Source organism: Streptomyces sp. a15 (assembly GCF_059026085.1).
On record NZ_JBWLKM010000004.1, the window covers coordinates 184,417 to 199,264 of the forward strand.

15 protein-coding genes are annotated in these 14,848 nt (G+C 71.0%); 4 read left to right on the forward strand and 11 right to left on the reverse strand.

Annotated elements, in window-relative coordinates; genetic code table 11:
- The 8 genes from AC5P09_RS06775 to AC5P09_RS06810 all read right to left on the reverse strand — a co-directional run.
- A partial coding sequence (locus AC5P09_RS06775; protein WP_493872914.1) for a GTP-binding protein occupies positions 1 to 552 on the reverse strand: 552 nt, incomplete at its 3' end.
- On the reverse strand, positions 539 to 901 hold the full coding sequence (locus AC5P09_RS06780; protein ID WP_266432314.1) for a DUF742 domain-containing protein: 363 nt from the start codon (positions 899 to 901) through the stop codon (positions 539 to 541). The genes AC5P09_RS06780 and AC5P09_RS06775, both read right to left, overlap by 14 nt.
- A 1-nt stretch (position 902) precedes the next feature.
- Positions 903 to 1,334, reverse strand: coding sequence for a roadblock/LC7 domain-containing protein (locus AC5P09_RS06785; RefSeq protein WP_266432313.1), 432 nt, complete (start codon positions 1,332 to 1,334; stop codon positions 903 to 905).
- Between the two features lie 11 nt (positions 1,335 to 1,345).
- Positions 1,346 to 3,685, reverse strand: coding sequence for a sensor histidine kinase (locus AC5P09_RS06790; RefSeq protein ID WP_493872915.1), 2,340 nt, complete (start codon positions 3,683 to 3,685; stop codon positions 1,346 to 1,348).
- Positions 3,686 to 3,745: 60 nt separating this feature from the next.
- Positions 3,746 to 4,759, reverse strand: coding sequence for a substrate-binding domain-containing protein (locus tag AC5P09_RS06795; protein WP_493872916.1), 1,014 nt, complete (start codon positions 4,757 to 4,759; stop codon positions 3,746 to 3,748).
- 258 nt (positions 4,760 to 5,017) lie between these two features.
- Positions 5,018 to 5,815, reverse strand: coding sequence for an SAM-dependent methyltransferase (locus AC5P09_RS06800; protein WP_493872917.1), 798 nt, complete (start codon positions 5,813 to 5,815; stop codon positions 5,018 to 5,020).
- Positions 5,816 to 5,849: 34 nt separating this feature from the next.
- Positions 5,850 to 6,287 (reverse strand): DUF6114 domain-containing protein, encoded by a 438-nt coding sequence (locus AC5P09_RS06805; RefSeq protein ID WP_493872918.1) that lies wholly within the window; start codon positions 6,285 to 6,287, stop codon positions 5,850 to 5,852.
- Positions 6,287 to 6,925, reverse strand: a complete 639-nt coding sequence (locus AC5P09_RS06810) for a DUF6230 family protein (RefSeq protein WP_493872919.1) — start codon at positions 6,923 to 6,925, stop codon at positions 6,287 to 6,289. The genes AC5P09_RS06805 and AC5P09_RS06810 overlap by 1 nt, the downstream gene beginning before the upstream one ends.
- A 468-nt stretch (positions 6,926 to 7,393) precedes the next feature.
- On the opposite strand from AC5P09_RS06810, the gene AC5P09_RS06815 reads away from it, so the two are divergent.
- On the forward strand, positions 7,394 to 8,041 hold the full coding sequence (locus AC5P09_RS06815; protein WP_493872920.1) for a Tat pathway signal sequence domain protein: 648 nt from the start codon (positions 7,394 to 7,396) through the stop codon (positions 8,039 to 8,041).
- Positions 8,042 to 8,070: 29 nt separating this feature from the next.
- Here the strand turns inward: AC5P09_RS06815 and AC5P09_RS06820 are convergent, their stop codons facing one another.
- Entirely contained in the window at positions 8,071 to 9,027 is a 957-nt protein-coding gene (locus AC5P09_RS06820; protein WP_493872921.1) for a lytic polysaccharide monooxygenase, read from the reverse strand.
- 401 nt (positions 9,028 to 9,428) lie between these two features.
- Here AC5P09_RS06820 and AC5P09_RS06825 point away from each other — a divergent pair, with 401 nt between their 5' ends.
- On the forward strand, positions 9,429 to 11,228 hold the full coding sequence (locus AC5P09_RS06825) for a S8 family peptidase (protein WP_493872922.1): 1,800 nt from the start codon (positions 9,429 to 9,431) through the stop codon (positions 11,226 to 11,228).
- Between the two features lie 129 nt (positions 11,229 to 11,357).
- Here the strand turns inward: AC5P09_RS06825 and AC5P09_RS06830 are convergent, their stop codons facing one another.
- Positions 11,358 to 12,212, reverse strand: coding sequence for an NAD(P)H-binding protein (locus AC5P09_RS06830; RefSeq protein WP_493872923.1), 855 nt, complete (start codon positions 12,210 to 12,212; stop codon positions 11,358 to 11,360).
- On the reverse strand, positions 12,209 to 12,856 hold the full coding sequence (locus AC5P09_RS06835) for a ScbR family autoregulator-binding transcription factor (protein WP_493872924.1): 648 nt from the start codon (positions 12,854 to 12,856) through the stop codon (positions 12,209 to 12,211). Before AC5P09_RS06835 ends, AC5P09_RS06830 begins: the two co-directional genes overlap by 4 nt.
- Positions 12,857 to 13,072: 216 nt before the next feature.
- Here AC5P09_RS06835 and AC5P09_RS06840 point away from each other — a divergent pair, with 216 nt between their 5' ends.
- Together AC5P09_RS06840 and AC5P09_RS06845 are read left to right on the forward strand one after the other, a co-directional pair.
- The gene (locus AC5P09_RS06840) at positions 13,073 to 13,939 is read left to right on the forward strand and encodes a ScbA/BarX family gamma-butyrolactone biosynthesis protein (protein WP_493872925.1); all 867 of its coding nucleotides are present in this window, start codon (positions 13,073 to 13,075) and stop codon (positions 13,937 to 13,939) included.
- A gap of 70 nt (positions 13,940 to 14,009) precedes the next feature.
- On the forward strand, positions 14,010 to 14,657 hold the full coding sequence (locus tag AC5P09_RS06845) for a ScbR family autoregulator-binding transcription factor (protein ID WP_307678001.1): 648 nt from the start codon (positions 14,010 to 14,012) through the stop codon (positions 14,655 to 14,657).
- Positions 14,658 to 14,848 lie beyond the last annotated feature (191 nt).

Here is a 14,848-nt window from a genome sequence, read left to right on the forward strand (position 1 = left end):
TCGGCTCGACCCGCGCTCGCGGGCGTCGCACAGCAGTACCGGGACGTGTTCCGGCAGTGCCAGGGACTCCCGGATCTCCTCGGGCGGGTACGGGTGCCGCCCGTGGAAGCCGTTGACGCCGACGACGAACGGGATGCCCCGGCGTTCGAAGAAGTCGACCGCGGCGAAGCTGGACTCGGGTCTGCGCACGTCGATCAGCACCACCGCGCCCAGCGCGCCGACGGCCAGGTCGTTCCACATGAACCAGAACCGCTGCTGCCCCGGGGTGCCGAACAGGTACAGCACCAGCCGGTCGCTGATGGTGATCCGGCCGAAGTCCAGGGCCACGGTCGTGGCCGCCTTCTCCTCGATGCCGGCGAGGTCGTCGACGCCCAGGCCCGCCTCGGTGAGCCGTTCCTCGGTGCGCAGCGGGGCGATCTCGCTGACCGAACCGACCATCGTGGTCTTGCCGACGCCGAACCCTCCGGCGATCAGTATCTTGACGGTGTCGGGCGCGACGGGCGCCTCGGACGCCGCGGGTGCCGCCCGGGCGGCGGGATCAGAGCCGGCCAAGGCCGTCCCTCACTTTCTGCAGCAGGTCCAGGTCCAGTTCCGGGGTGCGGGCGACGGGGTGCGGCGGACGGGCGGTGATCAGGCCGGCCTCCAGCAGATCGCAGAGCATGATGACGACCACGCTCACCGGGAGGTCCAGCCGCGCGGCCAGCTCCGCCACCGCGAGCGGCCGCGCGCACCGGCGCAGGATCCGGGCCTGTTCGGGCTGCGGCCGGGGAGCCCGCTCCGGCGGCGGGTCCACCGCGGTCACCGTCGTGATGAGGGTGAAGTCGGCGCGGCTGGGCCGGGTCCGTCCGCCGGTCAGGGCGAAGGGCCGTACCAGCCGCCCCGCCGCGTCGCTTCCGCTCACCTCACTCGCCGGTGGCGGTCGTTGGGCCCACATGCGCCCGCGGCGCCGCGCTCAGGTGCTCGCCGATCTTCTTCACCAGCAGGTTCATCTGGTACGCCACCACACCGACGTCTGCTTTCGGTCCCGTCAGCACGACGAGGTGCGCGCCGGGTCCGGCGGAGGTGAGGATCAGGTAGCTGTTGGCCATCTCGATGAGCGCCTGGCGCACCGGGCCGCCCCGGAAGTCCATGCTGACGCCCTTGCTGAGGCTCATCAGCCCGGACGCGGTCGCCGCCAGCCGTTCGGCGTCGTCGCGCACGAACCCGGTGGACCTGCTGACGACCAGGCCGTCCTCGGAGAGCACCACGGCGTGGTTCACGTCGGCGACCCGGTCCACGAGTCCGGTGAGCAACTGGTCCAGCTGGGTGTCCGTGGCGGGGGTGGGGCGTGTCATGGCGGTGTCCTTCATGAGCGGTCGGTGTGCGGGGCCGGGGTGCCGGCCGGCGATGGTGGCGTCTGCTCGTCCTCGTGCTCGTCCTCGTCCCGCGCCCGGAACGTTCCGCGCTGGAATCCGGCGAGCGAGGAGGCGGCGCGTTCCGCGGTGAAGTCGTCGAGGTCGTCCTCCACGGCGGGCGCGGCCTCCTCGCGGAGTTCGTCGACCAGGCTGGTCTGCGGCACCCGGCGGGGCAGCGGGGCAAGTCCGTCGGACCGGGGGGCGCCGGCCGCGACGGGGGCGGTCCGTGCGGCGGTCAGGGGCCGGGCCGTGCGGGCGGGCGGTCCGGCCTTCACCAGCTCGGCGTCCGGTACATCCGGCACATCCGGCACATTTCGTACGTCCTTCGCGTCCGTCTCTCCGTCCTTACCCGCGTCGGCCGGCTCCCGCACCACGATGTCGTGCGGGATCAGCACGATCGCCGTCGTCCCGCCGTACGGCGAGGGGCGCAGGGTGACGGTGATGCCGTGCCGGTGGGCGAGCCGGGAGATCACGAACATGCCGAGCCTCAGGTCGTCCGCCAGCGCCACCACGTCGAACTTCGACGGCCCGGCCAACTGGGCGTTGAGGGAGGCGTAGTCGTCCTCGGACATGCCCAGGCCCCGGTCCTCGACCTCGACGGCCAGACCCTTCGCCACCATCGCGGCCCGCACCCCGACAGGGCTGGGCGCGGGCGAGTACACGGTGGCGTTGTCGATGAGCTCGGCCAGCAGATGGATCACGTCCGCCACCGCGGGCGGGGCGAGGCACACCTCCTCGTCGGTGTGCACCTCCACCCGCCGGTACTCGGCGACCTCGCCGACCGCGCTGCGCAGGATGTCGGCCAGCGCGACCGGTTCGGTCCAGCTGCGCCGCGGCTGCTCGCCGCTGATGATGACGAGGTTCTCCTCGTAGCGGCGCAACTGGCTGGCCGTGGAGTCCAGTTCGTACAGCCCCTTGAGGACGTCGGGGTCCTGGTGCTCGCGTTCCAGCGCGTCCAGCTGGCTGAGCTGGAGGTTGACCAGGTTCTGGCTCTGCCGGGCGATGCCCAGGATCACCTTCTGGAAGCCGCGCCGGGTGTCGGCGAGTTCGACGGCGGTCACCACGGCGGTGCGCTGCGCGGTGTTGAACGCCTGGGCCACCTGCCCGAGTTCGTCCGAGCCGTAGTCCAGCGGGGGCGCCGCCAGGTCCACGTCGACCGTCTCGCCCCTCTCCAGCCGCCGGACCACGTCGGGCAGCCGTTCCTCGGCCAGGCCGAGTGTCGCCTGCCGGAGGCCGCGCAGCCGCCGGGACAGGGAGCGGGTGATCCGCCAGGACATGCCGGCGCACAGCAGCAGGGCGACCAGTCCGCCCGCGCTCAGGGAGGCCGCCGTCAGCAGCAGGCCGTCGGCCTTGTCGGCGCTGCGGGCGAGCAGGGCGGAGGTCTGCTGCCGGATCAGGACGCCGTACTGGTCGGAGACCTTCTGCAGGGCGGTGGTCCACTGCTTCTGCGCGGCGACGGGCAGGTCGACCCTGCGGGTGTCGCCGACCGGCCGGGCCGCGAGCACCTTGTCCTCGACGGTCTGCAGGGTCTGCCACTCGGCGCTCTGCAGGATCCGCTCGGTCTGTGTCTTCGTGCTGCCGCGCAGCGAGGGGAGGATCTCGTCCTCGACGATCCAGCGGCGGGTGCTCACCATCTCGGCGAACTCGGTCCACGTCTTCTCGTCGACGTACCCGTCCGGCCAGGCCAGGGTGAGCAGCGCGTCCTCCTGGGAGACCAGCTCCGCCGCGTGCTCCAGCGCGACCAGCGGGCCGGCCTGCGAGGTGAGGTCGCCGTCGTCGACCTGGGAGAGCTCCTGGAAGGCGTGGATCTGGTCGTCGATGATCGAGGTGTACTGGTCCAGCGCCTGCTCGGCGGTGATGTCGCGGGGGTTGTCGATCTGACTCCGGTAGTACTCCAGGCTGCCCACCGACCCGACGACCGAGTACAGCCGGTCTGTGATACGGGCGGGGGCCCGCCGGAGCTGGTCCGAGCGGCCGACGAGCTGGGTGACCGCCGCGTCCGTCTCCTTGCGCGCCCGGTCCAGGGCGGCCCGGGCGCCGGGCTGTGAGGCCAGCCAGGCGGCCGACAGACCGCGTTCCTGCTGCAGCGCGAGCGTGGCGTCGGTGCCCATGGCGCCGGTCGACCTGCTCAGCTCCGTCTGCGAGCGCAGCCCGAGGCCCTCCGAGAACATCTGCGTCGTCGTCAGAGCCCACACGGCCGCGAGAGTGACGCTCGGGACCAGCGCCAGGAGGATGAGGGAGAGACGTATGGATCCGAGGCGGCGGCGCCGGGCACCTGTCCGTCGAGACATGGCCGTCCTTGGGCGATCGGCGGGAAACGGGGGGAGGGGGCGGGGCCTGCGGGCGGCCGGTCAGCGGGTTCCGGCCGCGGCGAACCGCTCGACCGAGGCGACATTCGTCTTGGTGACGAACGCGGGACCGGTCAGCACGGGCGCCACGCCGCCACCGCTCACGTTGCCGTTCGTCCTGTACAGCCAGAGGGAGTCCACTGCGAGATAACCCTGCAGATACGGCTGCTGGTCCACCGCGAACTGCACATCCCCGCTTCGCACGGCCTTGACCAGGTCCTTGTCGAGGTCGAAGGTGGCGACCCGGGCCCGGCTGCCCGCCGCCTTCACGGACGCGACCGCGGCCCGCGCGAACTGCGCGCCCAGCGTGACGACTTCGTCGATGCTGGGGTCCTGTCGCAGACTGGCCGTGACGGCGGCGTCCACCGCGTCCAGGTCGGTGCCCTCGACGTAGAGCATCTCGGTCTCGCCGTCGAACGCCTTCTTCACACCGGCGCAGCGCGCCTCCAGGGCGACATTGCCCCGCTCGTGGATGACGCAGAGGGCGTGCCGGGCCTTGAGGCCGTCCAGCTTGTCCCCGACGGCCCGGCCCGCGAGGCTCTCGTCCTGTCCGAAGTACTGCAGGAGACCGGCCGAACGCCAGTCGTCGATACCGGAGTTGAGACCGACCACGGGGATGCCCGCCGCCTTCGCCTCGGCGACCGGACCCTTCATCGCCTGGGGCTTGGCCAGGGTCACGGCGATGCCGTCGACCTTGTCGCGGATCGCGTCCCGCACCAGCTCCGCCTGGCCGGCCGGGTCGGAGTCGTTCGCGTACGTCAGCTCGATGCCGTCCTTGGCGGCCGCGGCCCGGGCGCCCTTCTGCACGAGCTGCCAGAAGTCGTCCCCCTTGCCGCCGTGGGTGATCAGTGCGACCTTGAGCCCGCCGGAGTCCGCCGTGCCCGCCGCGTCGGCGCCCGAGCCGAGCCGGGCACCGCCGGAACCGGAACAGCCGGCGAGGAGCAGACAGAGCGCGGCGACCGCGGCGGCCCCACGAACGGGTCCGGGGGAAACCTGAGGTGGGGGAGGAGTGTTCATGGAGGGGGCACCTCGCTGTGCGGCCGAGCAAGTGGAACGTGAAAGTGAGGCCGGATCACAGCTGTACGCTGCCCGGTCAACCTTCACTGGCCTGGAGCCAACCGTGTGTGACCGCCGGTAGTCAAGTGATCGGCCGCTCGCAGTGAGCTCTCGGTGCCGCATTGTGATGGTCTGCTGCTCGCGGGAAGGCCGGGAGTGGGGTCAGCGGGGTTGCGGAACCAGGTGCCGCCCGTCGTCCCGGGCGGCGCCCCGACCGCGTCACGGCTTGCGCGCCACCACCCCGTACATCGCGATGTCCGCGTCCCGGATCACCTCGGTGCCCGTGCCGTCCGGATGCCACTTGTGGACCTGGACGATCCCCGGCTCGACGAGTTCCAGCCCCGCGAAGAACTCCTCGGCCTCGGCGAAGGTACGCAGCCGCATCGGCATGCCCCGCGCCGCGTACTCACGGGCGACCCGGCCCACCTCGTCCGGCGCGAACTCGGCGGTGCCGATGGACATCGCCAGACAGCTGCCGGAGGGCAGCGGGTCGAGGAGACGGCGGACGATCCCCACGGCGTCGTCCTCGTCCATCATGAAGTGGACGATCGCGATGACGGTCAGGGCCACCGGCTGCGTCAGGTCGAGGGTCGCGCGCAGTTCGGGGGCGTCCAGGATGCTCGCCGGATCCCGCATGTCCGCCTCGATGTACGCCGTCCTCCCCTCGGGCGTGCCGTTCAGCAGGCCCTGGGAGAGGGCGAGGACGAGGGGGTCGTTGTCGACGTAGACGACCCGGGCGGCCGGGGACACCGACTGGGCGATCTCGTGGATGTTGGGGGAGGTCGGGATGCCGGTGCCGACGTCGAGGAACTGGCGTATCCCCGCCTCCTCGGCGAGATGCCGCACCGCGCGGTTCATGAAGTCGCGGTTGGCCCGCATGTGCACCGGCAGCGCGGGCCACTCCCGGCACATGGCGTCGCCCGCCTCGCGGTCCGCCGGGTAGTGGTCCTTGCCGCCGATGATGTAGTCGTAGATCCGCGCGGAGTGCGCGCTCCCGGTGTCGATGTCTGGCTCCATGCACCTCCCTTCCCATCCTCAACTCACGTCTAATCTAGGCAGCTTGCTCCAGGACCGCCTTCGCCTCGCGCGCCTCCCTGCGCCGCTGCCGTCGGCTCCGCCGCGGTTCCTGGTCGGGAAGCCAGCCGAAGGCCAGGCAGCTGCCGGCGACTCCCAGCAGGAGGCCGATGAAGAAGCCGCCCAGGTTGGAGGTGACCCAGGTGCCCAGGGACAGCAGGACGCCGGTGATCGAGTAGAACAGCCGCTGCGCGGGGTTGAAGAGGATCAGCAGACCGAGCACCAGCATCAGGGTCGGCAGGAGGTAGCCGGCCAGGCCCTGCGCGCCGGTGTGCAGCATGACCTTCACCGACGCCTTCTCGGTGAGCAGGATCTCCGCACCGCCCAGGGCGAGCAGCAGCCCGCCCCAGAAGGGACGGGCGGCCCGCCAGCGCCGGAAGGCGGGCCGCATGCCCTGACGGGGCCCCTCGGACATCAGCAGCCCTTGCTGCTGAAGCCGAGCTTCAGGCCCGGCAGCTTGAACACTCCCGCCGTGGTGGCGTAGTTGGTCTGCCGCAGATTGGCGATGCGCACGGTGTCGGCCTGCTGGCTGAACACACCGATCGGGCCCTTCACACCGGCCTTGGTGAGGGTGCTGGCGTCGTTGCCGATCTCGATGTTGTCGAAGGCGGCGTCGCCGGACAGCTCGGTCGAGTCGGTGGTCAGGTCGGTCGCCTCGACCTTGTCCTTCCCTCCACCCGCGGTGATCAGCAGGTTGGTGCCGCCCAGGTCGACGCTCTGGCACAGCTTGGTGAGCGTCGCCTTCTTGATCGCGGACGTGATGACCAGCACCTGCCCGCCGGTGTCGCCCTCGTTGGGGCTGCCCGGCGCCATCTGGTCGAGGCCGCCGAACTGCTCGAAGCCGGTGCCGTTGAGCTCGGTGGCGGTGACGGTGAACGGCATGCCGGAGATGGCGAACTGCACACCCAACGCCCCCTCCGCCGTCAGGATGGCGAGCCCCGCGGCGACCAGGGTGGCCGGCACGGCCATGACGGCGGCGCGGCGAGCCCTCACCCGCCCGCGTCTCGTGGGGAGTTCGGAATCTTCGGGGACTGTTGGTGAGGACGAGGCCATGGTCTGCTCCCGTGGGCATAGTCAATGCGATGGGGGTTCAGTGGCACACGGTGTCCTGGCGCGGACAGCGGAACTGGGCGCACCGCTCCTCGCAACTCCCGGTGACTGCAAGGGCTTTCTCGGTTACGCGTCAGTAGCCGTCGAGGAAGTTACCGGCGGTTACATCCGGGGGTCAAGCATGTTGCGGGAAAAGAGTGTTGATTGTGTGCCACCTGTGTCCGGCGGCATCAACTCCCGCACAAAACCTTGACGTTGACTGACTCGCAGGTCTAGAACTCTCCCTGGCTCCCCCAGATCCGTGGCGCCGGATCCAGCCGCTTCCCGGACGTTCCGTCCAGTACGGGCATTTCGTTGCCCGAGCGCGTCGAGCGCGCGCCCCCCAGAGCACTGGCACGGCCCCCTTCCCCCCTTGGGCCGTGCCGGTCGCGGAGAAATCCGCCCCCCACCCCCTCGGAAAGAGGCACCCGCATGCGTACGCGATCCCTCCTTACCCTCACCGCCGCCGTCGCCGCCCTCATCCTCCCCGCGGTCTCGCCCGCCTCGGCCGCCGACGGCACGGTCCTCACCACCGGCGGCCTCGGCGGCACGGCCGTCGCGGCCGGCGACGTCCTCACCGCACCGCTGGCCACCGGCACCACCGCCACCCTCTACTCCAGCGCGACCGGCACCAGCGGCATCTCCTGCGCGTCCTCGCAGTTCACCGCCACCGTCACTGACAATCCCGCCGCGCCCGGCACCGCCACCGAGTCGCTCGACGCGCACACCTTCGGCAGCTGCACCGCCAACGTCGTCGGCGTGCTCGGCGTCACCAGCATCACGGTCAACAACCTGCCGTACACCACGTCCGTGACCTCCGACGGAACCGTCACGGTCACCCCGGCCAGTGGGTCCGTCATCCAGACCACGGTCGTGCTGCGCACCCTGCTGGGCAGCATCAACTGCGTCTACCAGGCACCCAGCCTGGTCGGCACGGCCGACAACGCCGACAACAGCATCAACTTCACCGCCCAGGAGTTCACGAGGACGTCCGGCTCCTCGCTCTGCTTCGCCAACGGCTACTTCACCGCGAAGTACGCCCCGGTGACCGCCGGGGACGCCCCGGTATTCGTCAACTGACCGATCTCGTAAAGGAGTTCAGGCGGCGTTCAGCGTCGACGCAGCCGCACTGCCACGGCGGCGCCCCCGGTGAGAATCAGCACCGCGGCGGCGCCGCCCGCCAGCATCGGCGCGGACGGGCCGGAGCCGGAGCCCCCGGTGGCGGCCACCGGTGTGCTGTCGGGGGCGGCGCCGGCCTTGGCGTCGGTGCCGGCCGGACTGCTCGCCGTGGCGGACGGACTGGCCTGCGCGGTGCTCTTCTTGACGGGAGTCGGGGAGGCCGAGGGACTCGCGCTCGTACGCGCCCGCTCGCCGTTCGCCGTGGCCGACGCGGATCCCGCCCCCGCCGGCCCCGCGCTCTTCGCCGCCGGGAAGACGACGTCCGAGCACGAGTAGTAGGTGTCCGGCGTGCTGCTGTTCTGCCACACCGTGTACAGCACCTGCCGTCCCGTCCGGTCGGCGGGCAGTTTCGCGCCGATCCGGTACGCGCCGTCCGTCAGTGCCGGGTCCGTCACCTCCGCGAACGGCCGCTCCGGCAGGTCGCCCCAGGTCAACGGCTTCGTCGGATCGTAGCCCGGCTTCGTCAGATAGAGCCGGAACGTGCCGGTGTGCGGGATCGTCGAGACGTACCGCATGGTCAGCGTCCCGCCCGGGGCCAGCCGGGTCGACGGCCAGTCGGAGCGGGCGAGGTCGAGTCCCCGGTAGTCGGGCAGGCCGCCGCTGCACAGTTCCCCGTCGGGGATCGTCTGCCGGTCCCGGCCGTTCACGTTCGCGACGCGCAGGTTGTCCCAGGCCGTGAAGGGCGCCCCGTTGGCGGCGACGGCCGCCCGGCAGGCCGCCGACCCGGACGGGCTGCCGCCGTCGGGGGAGCAGGCGAAGACCCGGCTGACCGGATCCGTCGGCGCGCCGTGTGCCTGTGCGGGCGCCGCCGCCCACACGCCCAGCAGCAGGGAGCTCGTGACGGAGGCAGCCAGAGCGGCGGTGCGGTGTGCGGTGGTCCGGGGCATCCGGAACGTCTCCTCGGGCGGAACGGGAACGACCTGCGCGCGTGCGGTGAACGGTGTGCTCCCGTCCAGTACGGGAAACCGGCCTGGCGCGTTCACGGGGCCAACCGGCGTAAAACAGACCGTTCCCGGTCAACCGTCCGGTGTCGAGGGTGGGATCGCGGCCGGATCAAGGGTTTCCCCTGTATCCCGATGACCTTCCCTTTGCCTATCGTTCGACCACTGCCGACCCACAGGTAACCCCGGACGGGCCGGCCCCGCGCCAGGCCGGCCCCTGCGCGCCTCTCTTCGCGTCACCCCCACCCGGCTTCATCCCGCCCGGCTTCACCCCCCGCCGCTTCATCGCCGAAGCGATTCGACCGCCGCTCCGCGCTGCCCGGAGCACGGCCACGAAAGGCAAGCCCTTGCGAACCTCCCTCTCCTCCAGACGGAAGCTGATATCCGCCGCCGCGGTCTCCGCCGCCCTGCTGACGGCCGCCACCACCACGGTCGCCGTCGCCCAGGAACCCGCCGCCCAGGAGTCGGCCGTCCCGGCCGCGCTGACCGAGGCCGCCCCCGGCACCCCGGCCGAGCGCCTCATCGTCGGCTACAAGTCCGGCGCCGCGGAGGCCAAGTCGAACCCGGCCGCCGAGGCGGACGCCGTGGCCAAGGGCAAGGAGGCCGGCGAGGACCTCGACTTCCAGCGCCGCCTCGGCACCGGTGCCGCCCTGGTCGACCTGGGCGCCGACCTCACCGGGGCCGATGTCGCCGACGTCGTCGCCGAATTCAAGGCCGACCCGCAGGTCGCCTACGTCGTACCGGACCGCCTGAACACCGCGAAGGCCGACCCGAACGACACCGAGTACGCCAAGCAGTGGGACCTGTTCGAGTCCACGGCCGGCATGAACGTCCCCGGCGCCTGGACCACCTCGACCGGCACCGGCGTCACCGTCGCCGTCATCGACACCGGCTACGTCGCCCACACCGACCTCGCCGCGAACATCGTGGCCGGCTACGACTTCATCGCCGACACCGCCGTCTCGGTGGACGGCAACGGCCGCGACAGCAACCCGGCCGACCCGGGCGACTACTACGCGGCCAACGAGTGCGGCTCCGGCATCCCGGCCAGCAGCTCCTCCTGGCACGGCACGCACGTCGCCGGCACCATCGCCGCCGTCACGAACAACAGCAAGGGCGTCGCGGGCATCGCGTACGGCGCGAAGATCTCCCCGGTGCGTGTGCTCGGCAAGTGCGGCGGCTACGACTCCGACATCATCGACGCCATCACCTGGGCGTCCGGCGGCACCGTCTCGGGCGTGCCCGCCAACACCAACGTCGCCAAGGTCATCAACATGAGCCTGGGCGGCGACGGGGCCTGCACCTCCGCGACCCAGAGCGCCATCAACGCCGCCGTGAACCGCGGTACGACCATCGCCGTCGCCGCGGGCAACGACAACGAGAACGTGTCGGGCCACTCGCCGGGCAACTGCGCCAACATCATCTCGGTCGCCGCGACCAACCGCACCGGCGCCAAGGCCTCCTACTCCAACTACGGCTCCCTCGTGGACATCTCGGCGCCCGGCGGCCAGACCAGCACCGGCACCGCCAACGGCATCCTGTCCACGCTCAACTCGGGCGCGAGCACGCCGTCCACGGAGTCGTACGCCTACTACCAGGGCACCAGCATGGCCACTCCGCACATCGCGGGCCTGGTCGCGCTGCTGAAGTCGGCGAACTCCTCGCTGACCCCGGCGCAGATCGAGACGGCCATCAAGAACAACGCCCGTGCCCTGCCGGGCGCCTGCTCGGGCGGCTGCGGCGCGGGTCTCGCGGACGCGGCCAAGACCGTGGCGGCCGTCAGCGGCGGTACGAGCACGGGGACGACCTTCTCCAGCACCACCGCCGTCTCCATCCCGGACAACGGCTCGGCGGTCGAGTCCGCCATCGCGGTCAGCGGCCGCAGCGGCAGCGCCCCCTCGGCCCTCCCGGTCGGTGTCGACATCACCCACACCTACCGCGGTGACCTCGTCCTCGACCTCATCGCGCCGGACGGTACGGCCTACCGCCTGAAGGCCGCGAGCTCCTCGGACTCCGCGGACAACGTCAACACCACCTACACGGTGAACGCGTCCTCCGAGACGGCCAACGGAACCTGGAAGCTGCGCGTCCAGGACACGGCCGCGCAGGACACGGGCACCATCAACGGCTGGAAGCTCACCTTCTGAGCAGTCGGGTGTGACAGGCGGGCGGGCCGGCCGGTGCTGATGGGGCACCGGCCGGCCCGCCGTCCGTCATACACGGCATACACGGGATACGCGTCATACACGGGATACGCGTCATACGCGGCATGCGCATCATGCGCGGAACGCGGTCAGGTGGTCGGCCGCCCAGTCCCGGTAGGCGCGGGCCGGCCGGCCGAGCACCTCGGCGACCGTCGGTTCCACCTGCGCCTTCGTCCCCTCCCGCCCGCGCGCGGAACTCTCCACCAGCGCATGGGCCACCTCGGCGGAGTAGCGCTCCAGCAACCGCTCGCGTGCCTGATCCATCGTCAATTCGGCGAACACCAGCGGCCGTTCGAGCAGCTCCGCGAGGATCTCCGTCTGCCGTACGGGACTCACGGCCTCGGGCCCGGTGAGCGGGTGCGCGCGGCCCGCGTGTCCCTCGGTGTCCGTCAGTGCCCGCGCCGCCACGTCCGCGATGTCCCGCGGATCCACCGCCGCGACCTCCGTGTCGCCGTGCAGGGCGCGCACCACGCCCGCCTCCCGCACCGAGCGGGCCCAGCTGAGGGTGTTGGACATGAAGGCCCGGGGCCGCAGCAGCGTCCACGCGAGGCCCGAGGCACACAGCAGCCGCTCGTTCTCCCGCTGCCACTCGGTGACCAGATCGGTGGCGTCGGGCTCGGTCACCGACAGGGTCGTCAGCTTCACCACATGACGGACTCCCGCCGTGCGGGCGGCCGTCAGGAAGTTCTCGTCGTGGGCGTGCGTCAGCGGGTTCGCGGTGACGAGCAGGGCGGACCGTACGCCGGCCAGGGCCCGCAGCAGGCTGCCGGGATCCTCGAAGTCCCCGCCCACGACCTCGGTGTGCGGGCTCGCGAGGCCGGCGGCGCGCCGCGGGTCGCGGGTCAGCAGCCGCACCGGCTCGGTGCCGGACAGTCGCCGGGCCACGTGTTGGCCGACCGTGCCGGTCGCTCCGGTCAGCAGGATCACGAGGCCGCCACCTTCAGCGATTCCAGGACCCGGGCGCCGCGGTCGGCCCTGCTGTCGAGGGCGATCAGCAGTCCCGGCACCGCGATGCTGGGCAGGATGTGCGCCCACAGCACGGACAGCCGGTGGCCGAGATCGGCCCGGTTGGTCAGCGCCCGAGACATCAGCTGGATGCCGGTGAACGAGCCGACCAGCAGGTCAACCGTCTCCCGCGGGTTCGCCGTCGGCAGCAACTCACCCTGTACACGCGCCTGTTCCAGGAGGGCCGTCAGCCGGTGCGCCCACTGCCGGAACGGCTCGCCGTGATCCACACCGGAGGGCGTCTCCTGGTCCACCGCCAGTCGTACGCTGCCCCGCAGCAGGGAGTTGCTCAGCAGCCGCTGCCCCACCACGAACGTCATGTCGATGATCTCCTGCAACTTGCAGGACTGCGGCGGCACGGCCCCGAACGGCACCTGCTCGTTCAGCACCGCCTGGGCGAGGGACTCCTTGGAGGGGAAATGAAAATACAGGGCGCCCTTGGTGACCTCGGCCCGCTCCAGGACCATGGAAATGGTCGTGGACGTATAGCCGTGCTCGTCGAAGACCGCGCCCGCCGCTTCCAGGATCGCTCTGCGCGTCCTGATGGCGCGCTCCTGTTGTGCCATAAGAGCCCCTCCACTGCGCCGAGTTGAACAAGTCGGCGACCGTGTGCCGCAGTGACCCCGATCATAGGATGCCGCGGACTGATCTCATTGAAAACAAACCGGTCGGCTCGTACTCTAACGCTCACCGGAGTGGACATCTCACTGTCCGCCATGGCCTTCGGGGGATCCGTAGGGAGAGACATGCCTCAACCTCGGCACCTTGCCGAAACTCCGTCCATGACGGCGACCGTTCCCTGTCAACTCGTGCACCGCGCGGCGGTGGCGGAGACGTTCCTCACCGGCTGGAGCCGGACCGCGGCCGACCGGTTCTCCGTGTCGGCGCAGTGGCCGCGCACACACGGATTACACGTGTCGGCGGACCGGTCAGCGTACGAACCGCTGCTCGTCGTGGAGACCGTGCGGCAGAGCGGAACACTGATAGCGCACACCGAGTACGAGGTGCCGATGGGCCACCACTTCGTGCTCCAGGAGTTCGAAGTCGACACGTTTCCCCAGCACTTGGCGGTGGGTGCGGTGCCGGCCGAACCGGTCGTCGAGGTCGCCTTCACCGAGGTCCAGTACCGGGGCCGCCGCCCGGTGGCCGCCCGCTACACGGCGGACGTCCTGCGCGGCGGTGACCGCGTCGCGACCGCGCGCGTGGCGTTCTCCTGCACCGGTGACTCCGTCTACCGGCGGCTGCGCGGCGGCCGTACACCCGCCACCGTCTCGCCTGTGCCGGTCCCGCCACCGCTGCCGCCCGCCGCTGTCGGCCGTGCGCTGCCCGAGGACGTCGTCCTCGCCCCGGCCGACCGGCCGGACCGTTGGCAGCTGCGAGTAGATACCGCACATCCCGTTTTCTTCGACCACCCACTGGACCATGTGCCCGGCATGCTGCTCCTCGAGGCCGCCCGCCAGGCGGTATGGGCGCGAAGTCCCGGCGCCGGGCTGCCCGTTTCGTTCCGTATCGCCTTCCATCGGTACGCCGAACTGGACGAACCCACCTGGATAGAGGTTTCGGAAGGAAGCGACGGCACCGTACAAGTCCTGGGCATACAGGGGGAATCTGCGGTCTTCGCATGCGCCGTCGGCACCGCCGCGTGGTGAGCTATCGTGGGGAGAGAGCAAGAAACAAACGGCGTGACCCGTTCTTTCCCGCACCAGGAGTGTCCCGTCGATGCCGAGGCAGTTACGCGCCGAGCAGACCCGCGCGACGATCATCACGGCCGCAGCCGACCTGTTCGACCGGCACGGCTACGAATCGACCAGCCTGAGCGACATCGTCGAGCACGCCCAGGTCACCAAGGGCGCGCTCTACTTCCACTTCGCGGCGAAGGACGACCTGGCCCACGCGATCATGGAGCTTCAGTCGCGTGCCTCGCGGGGGCTGGCGCACGAGATGGACGCCCGTAGCTCCTCCTCCCTCGAAGCCCTGATGCGCCTCACCTTCGGCATCGCGCACCTGTCCGTCGAGGACCCCATCCCCCGGGCCGGCCTCCGGCTCGCCACCGGGGGAGTGGAGGTACGCGCCCCGCTGCGGCACCCCTTCACCGAGTGGCTGGACATCGCCTCCCGCAAACTCCTCGGCGCCGTCAAGGAGTCCGACCTCCACCCCGACACCGACATCGACGCCGCCGCCCACTCCCTCGTCTGCTCCTTCGTGGGCACCCGCGTCGTCAGCCGCCACCTCGAACCCGTGACCCGCCAGCCCCGCAGACTCGCCGAGATGTGGCACCTCCTGATCCGAGGCCTGGTTCCGGTACCGCGCCGTGCCCGCTATCTGACACTGGTCGCACAGTTGGAGCGGGAGATCAGGGCGGTGTGAAGGGCCGGGGGCGGCGGAAGGCCCACAGGTGCCGGGCCTTGGGCTTGTGCCCGCGGGGTTTCGGGCTTGCGCCTGCCGGGTTTTGGGTTTGCGCCTGCCTGGCTTTGGGCTTGCGCCCGCCGCCGGGTTTTGGGTTTGCGCCGTTGGGTTCTCGGCTTGTGCCCGCCGCCGGGTTTTGGGTTTGCGCCTGC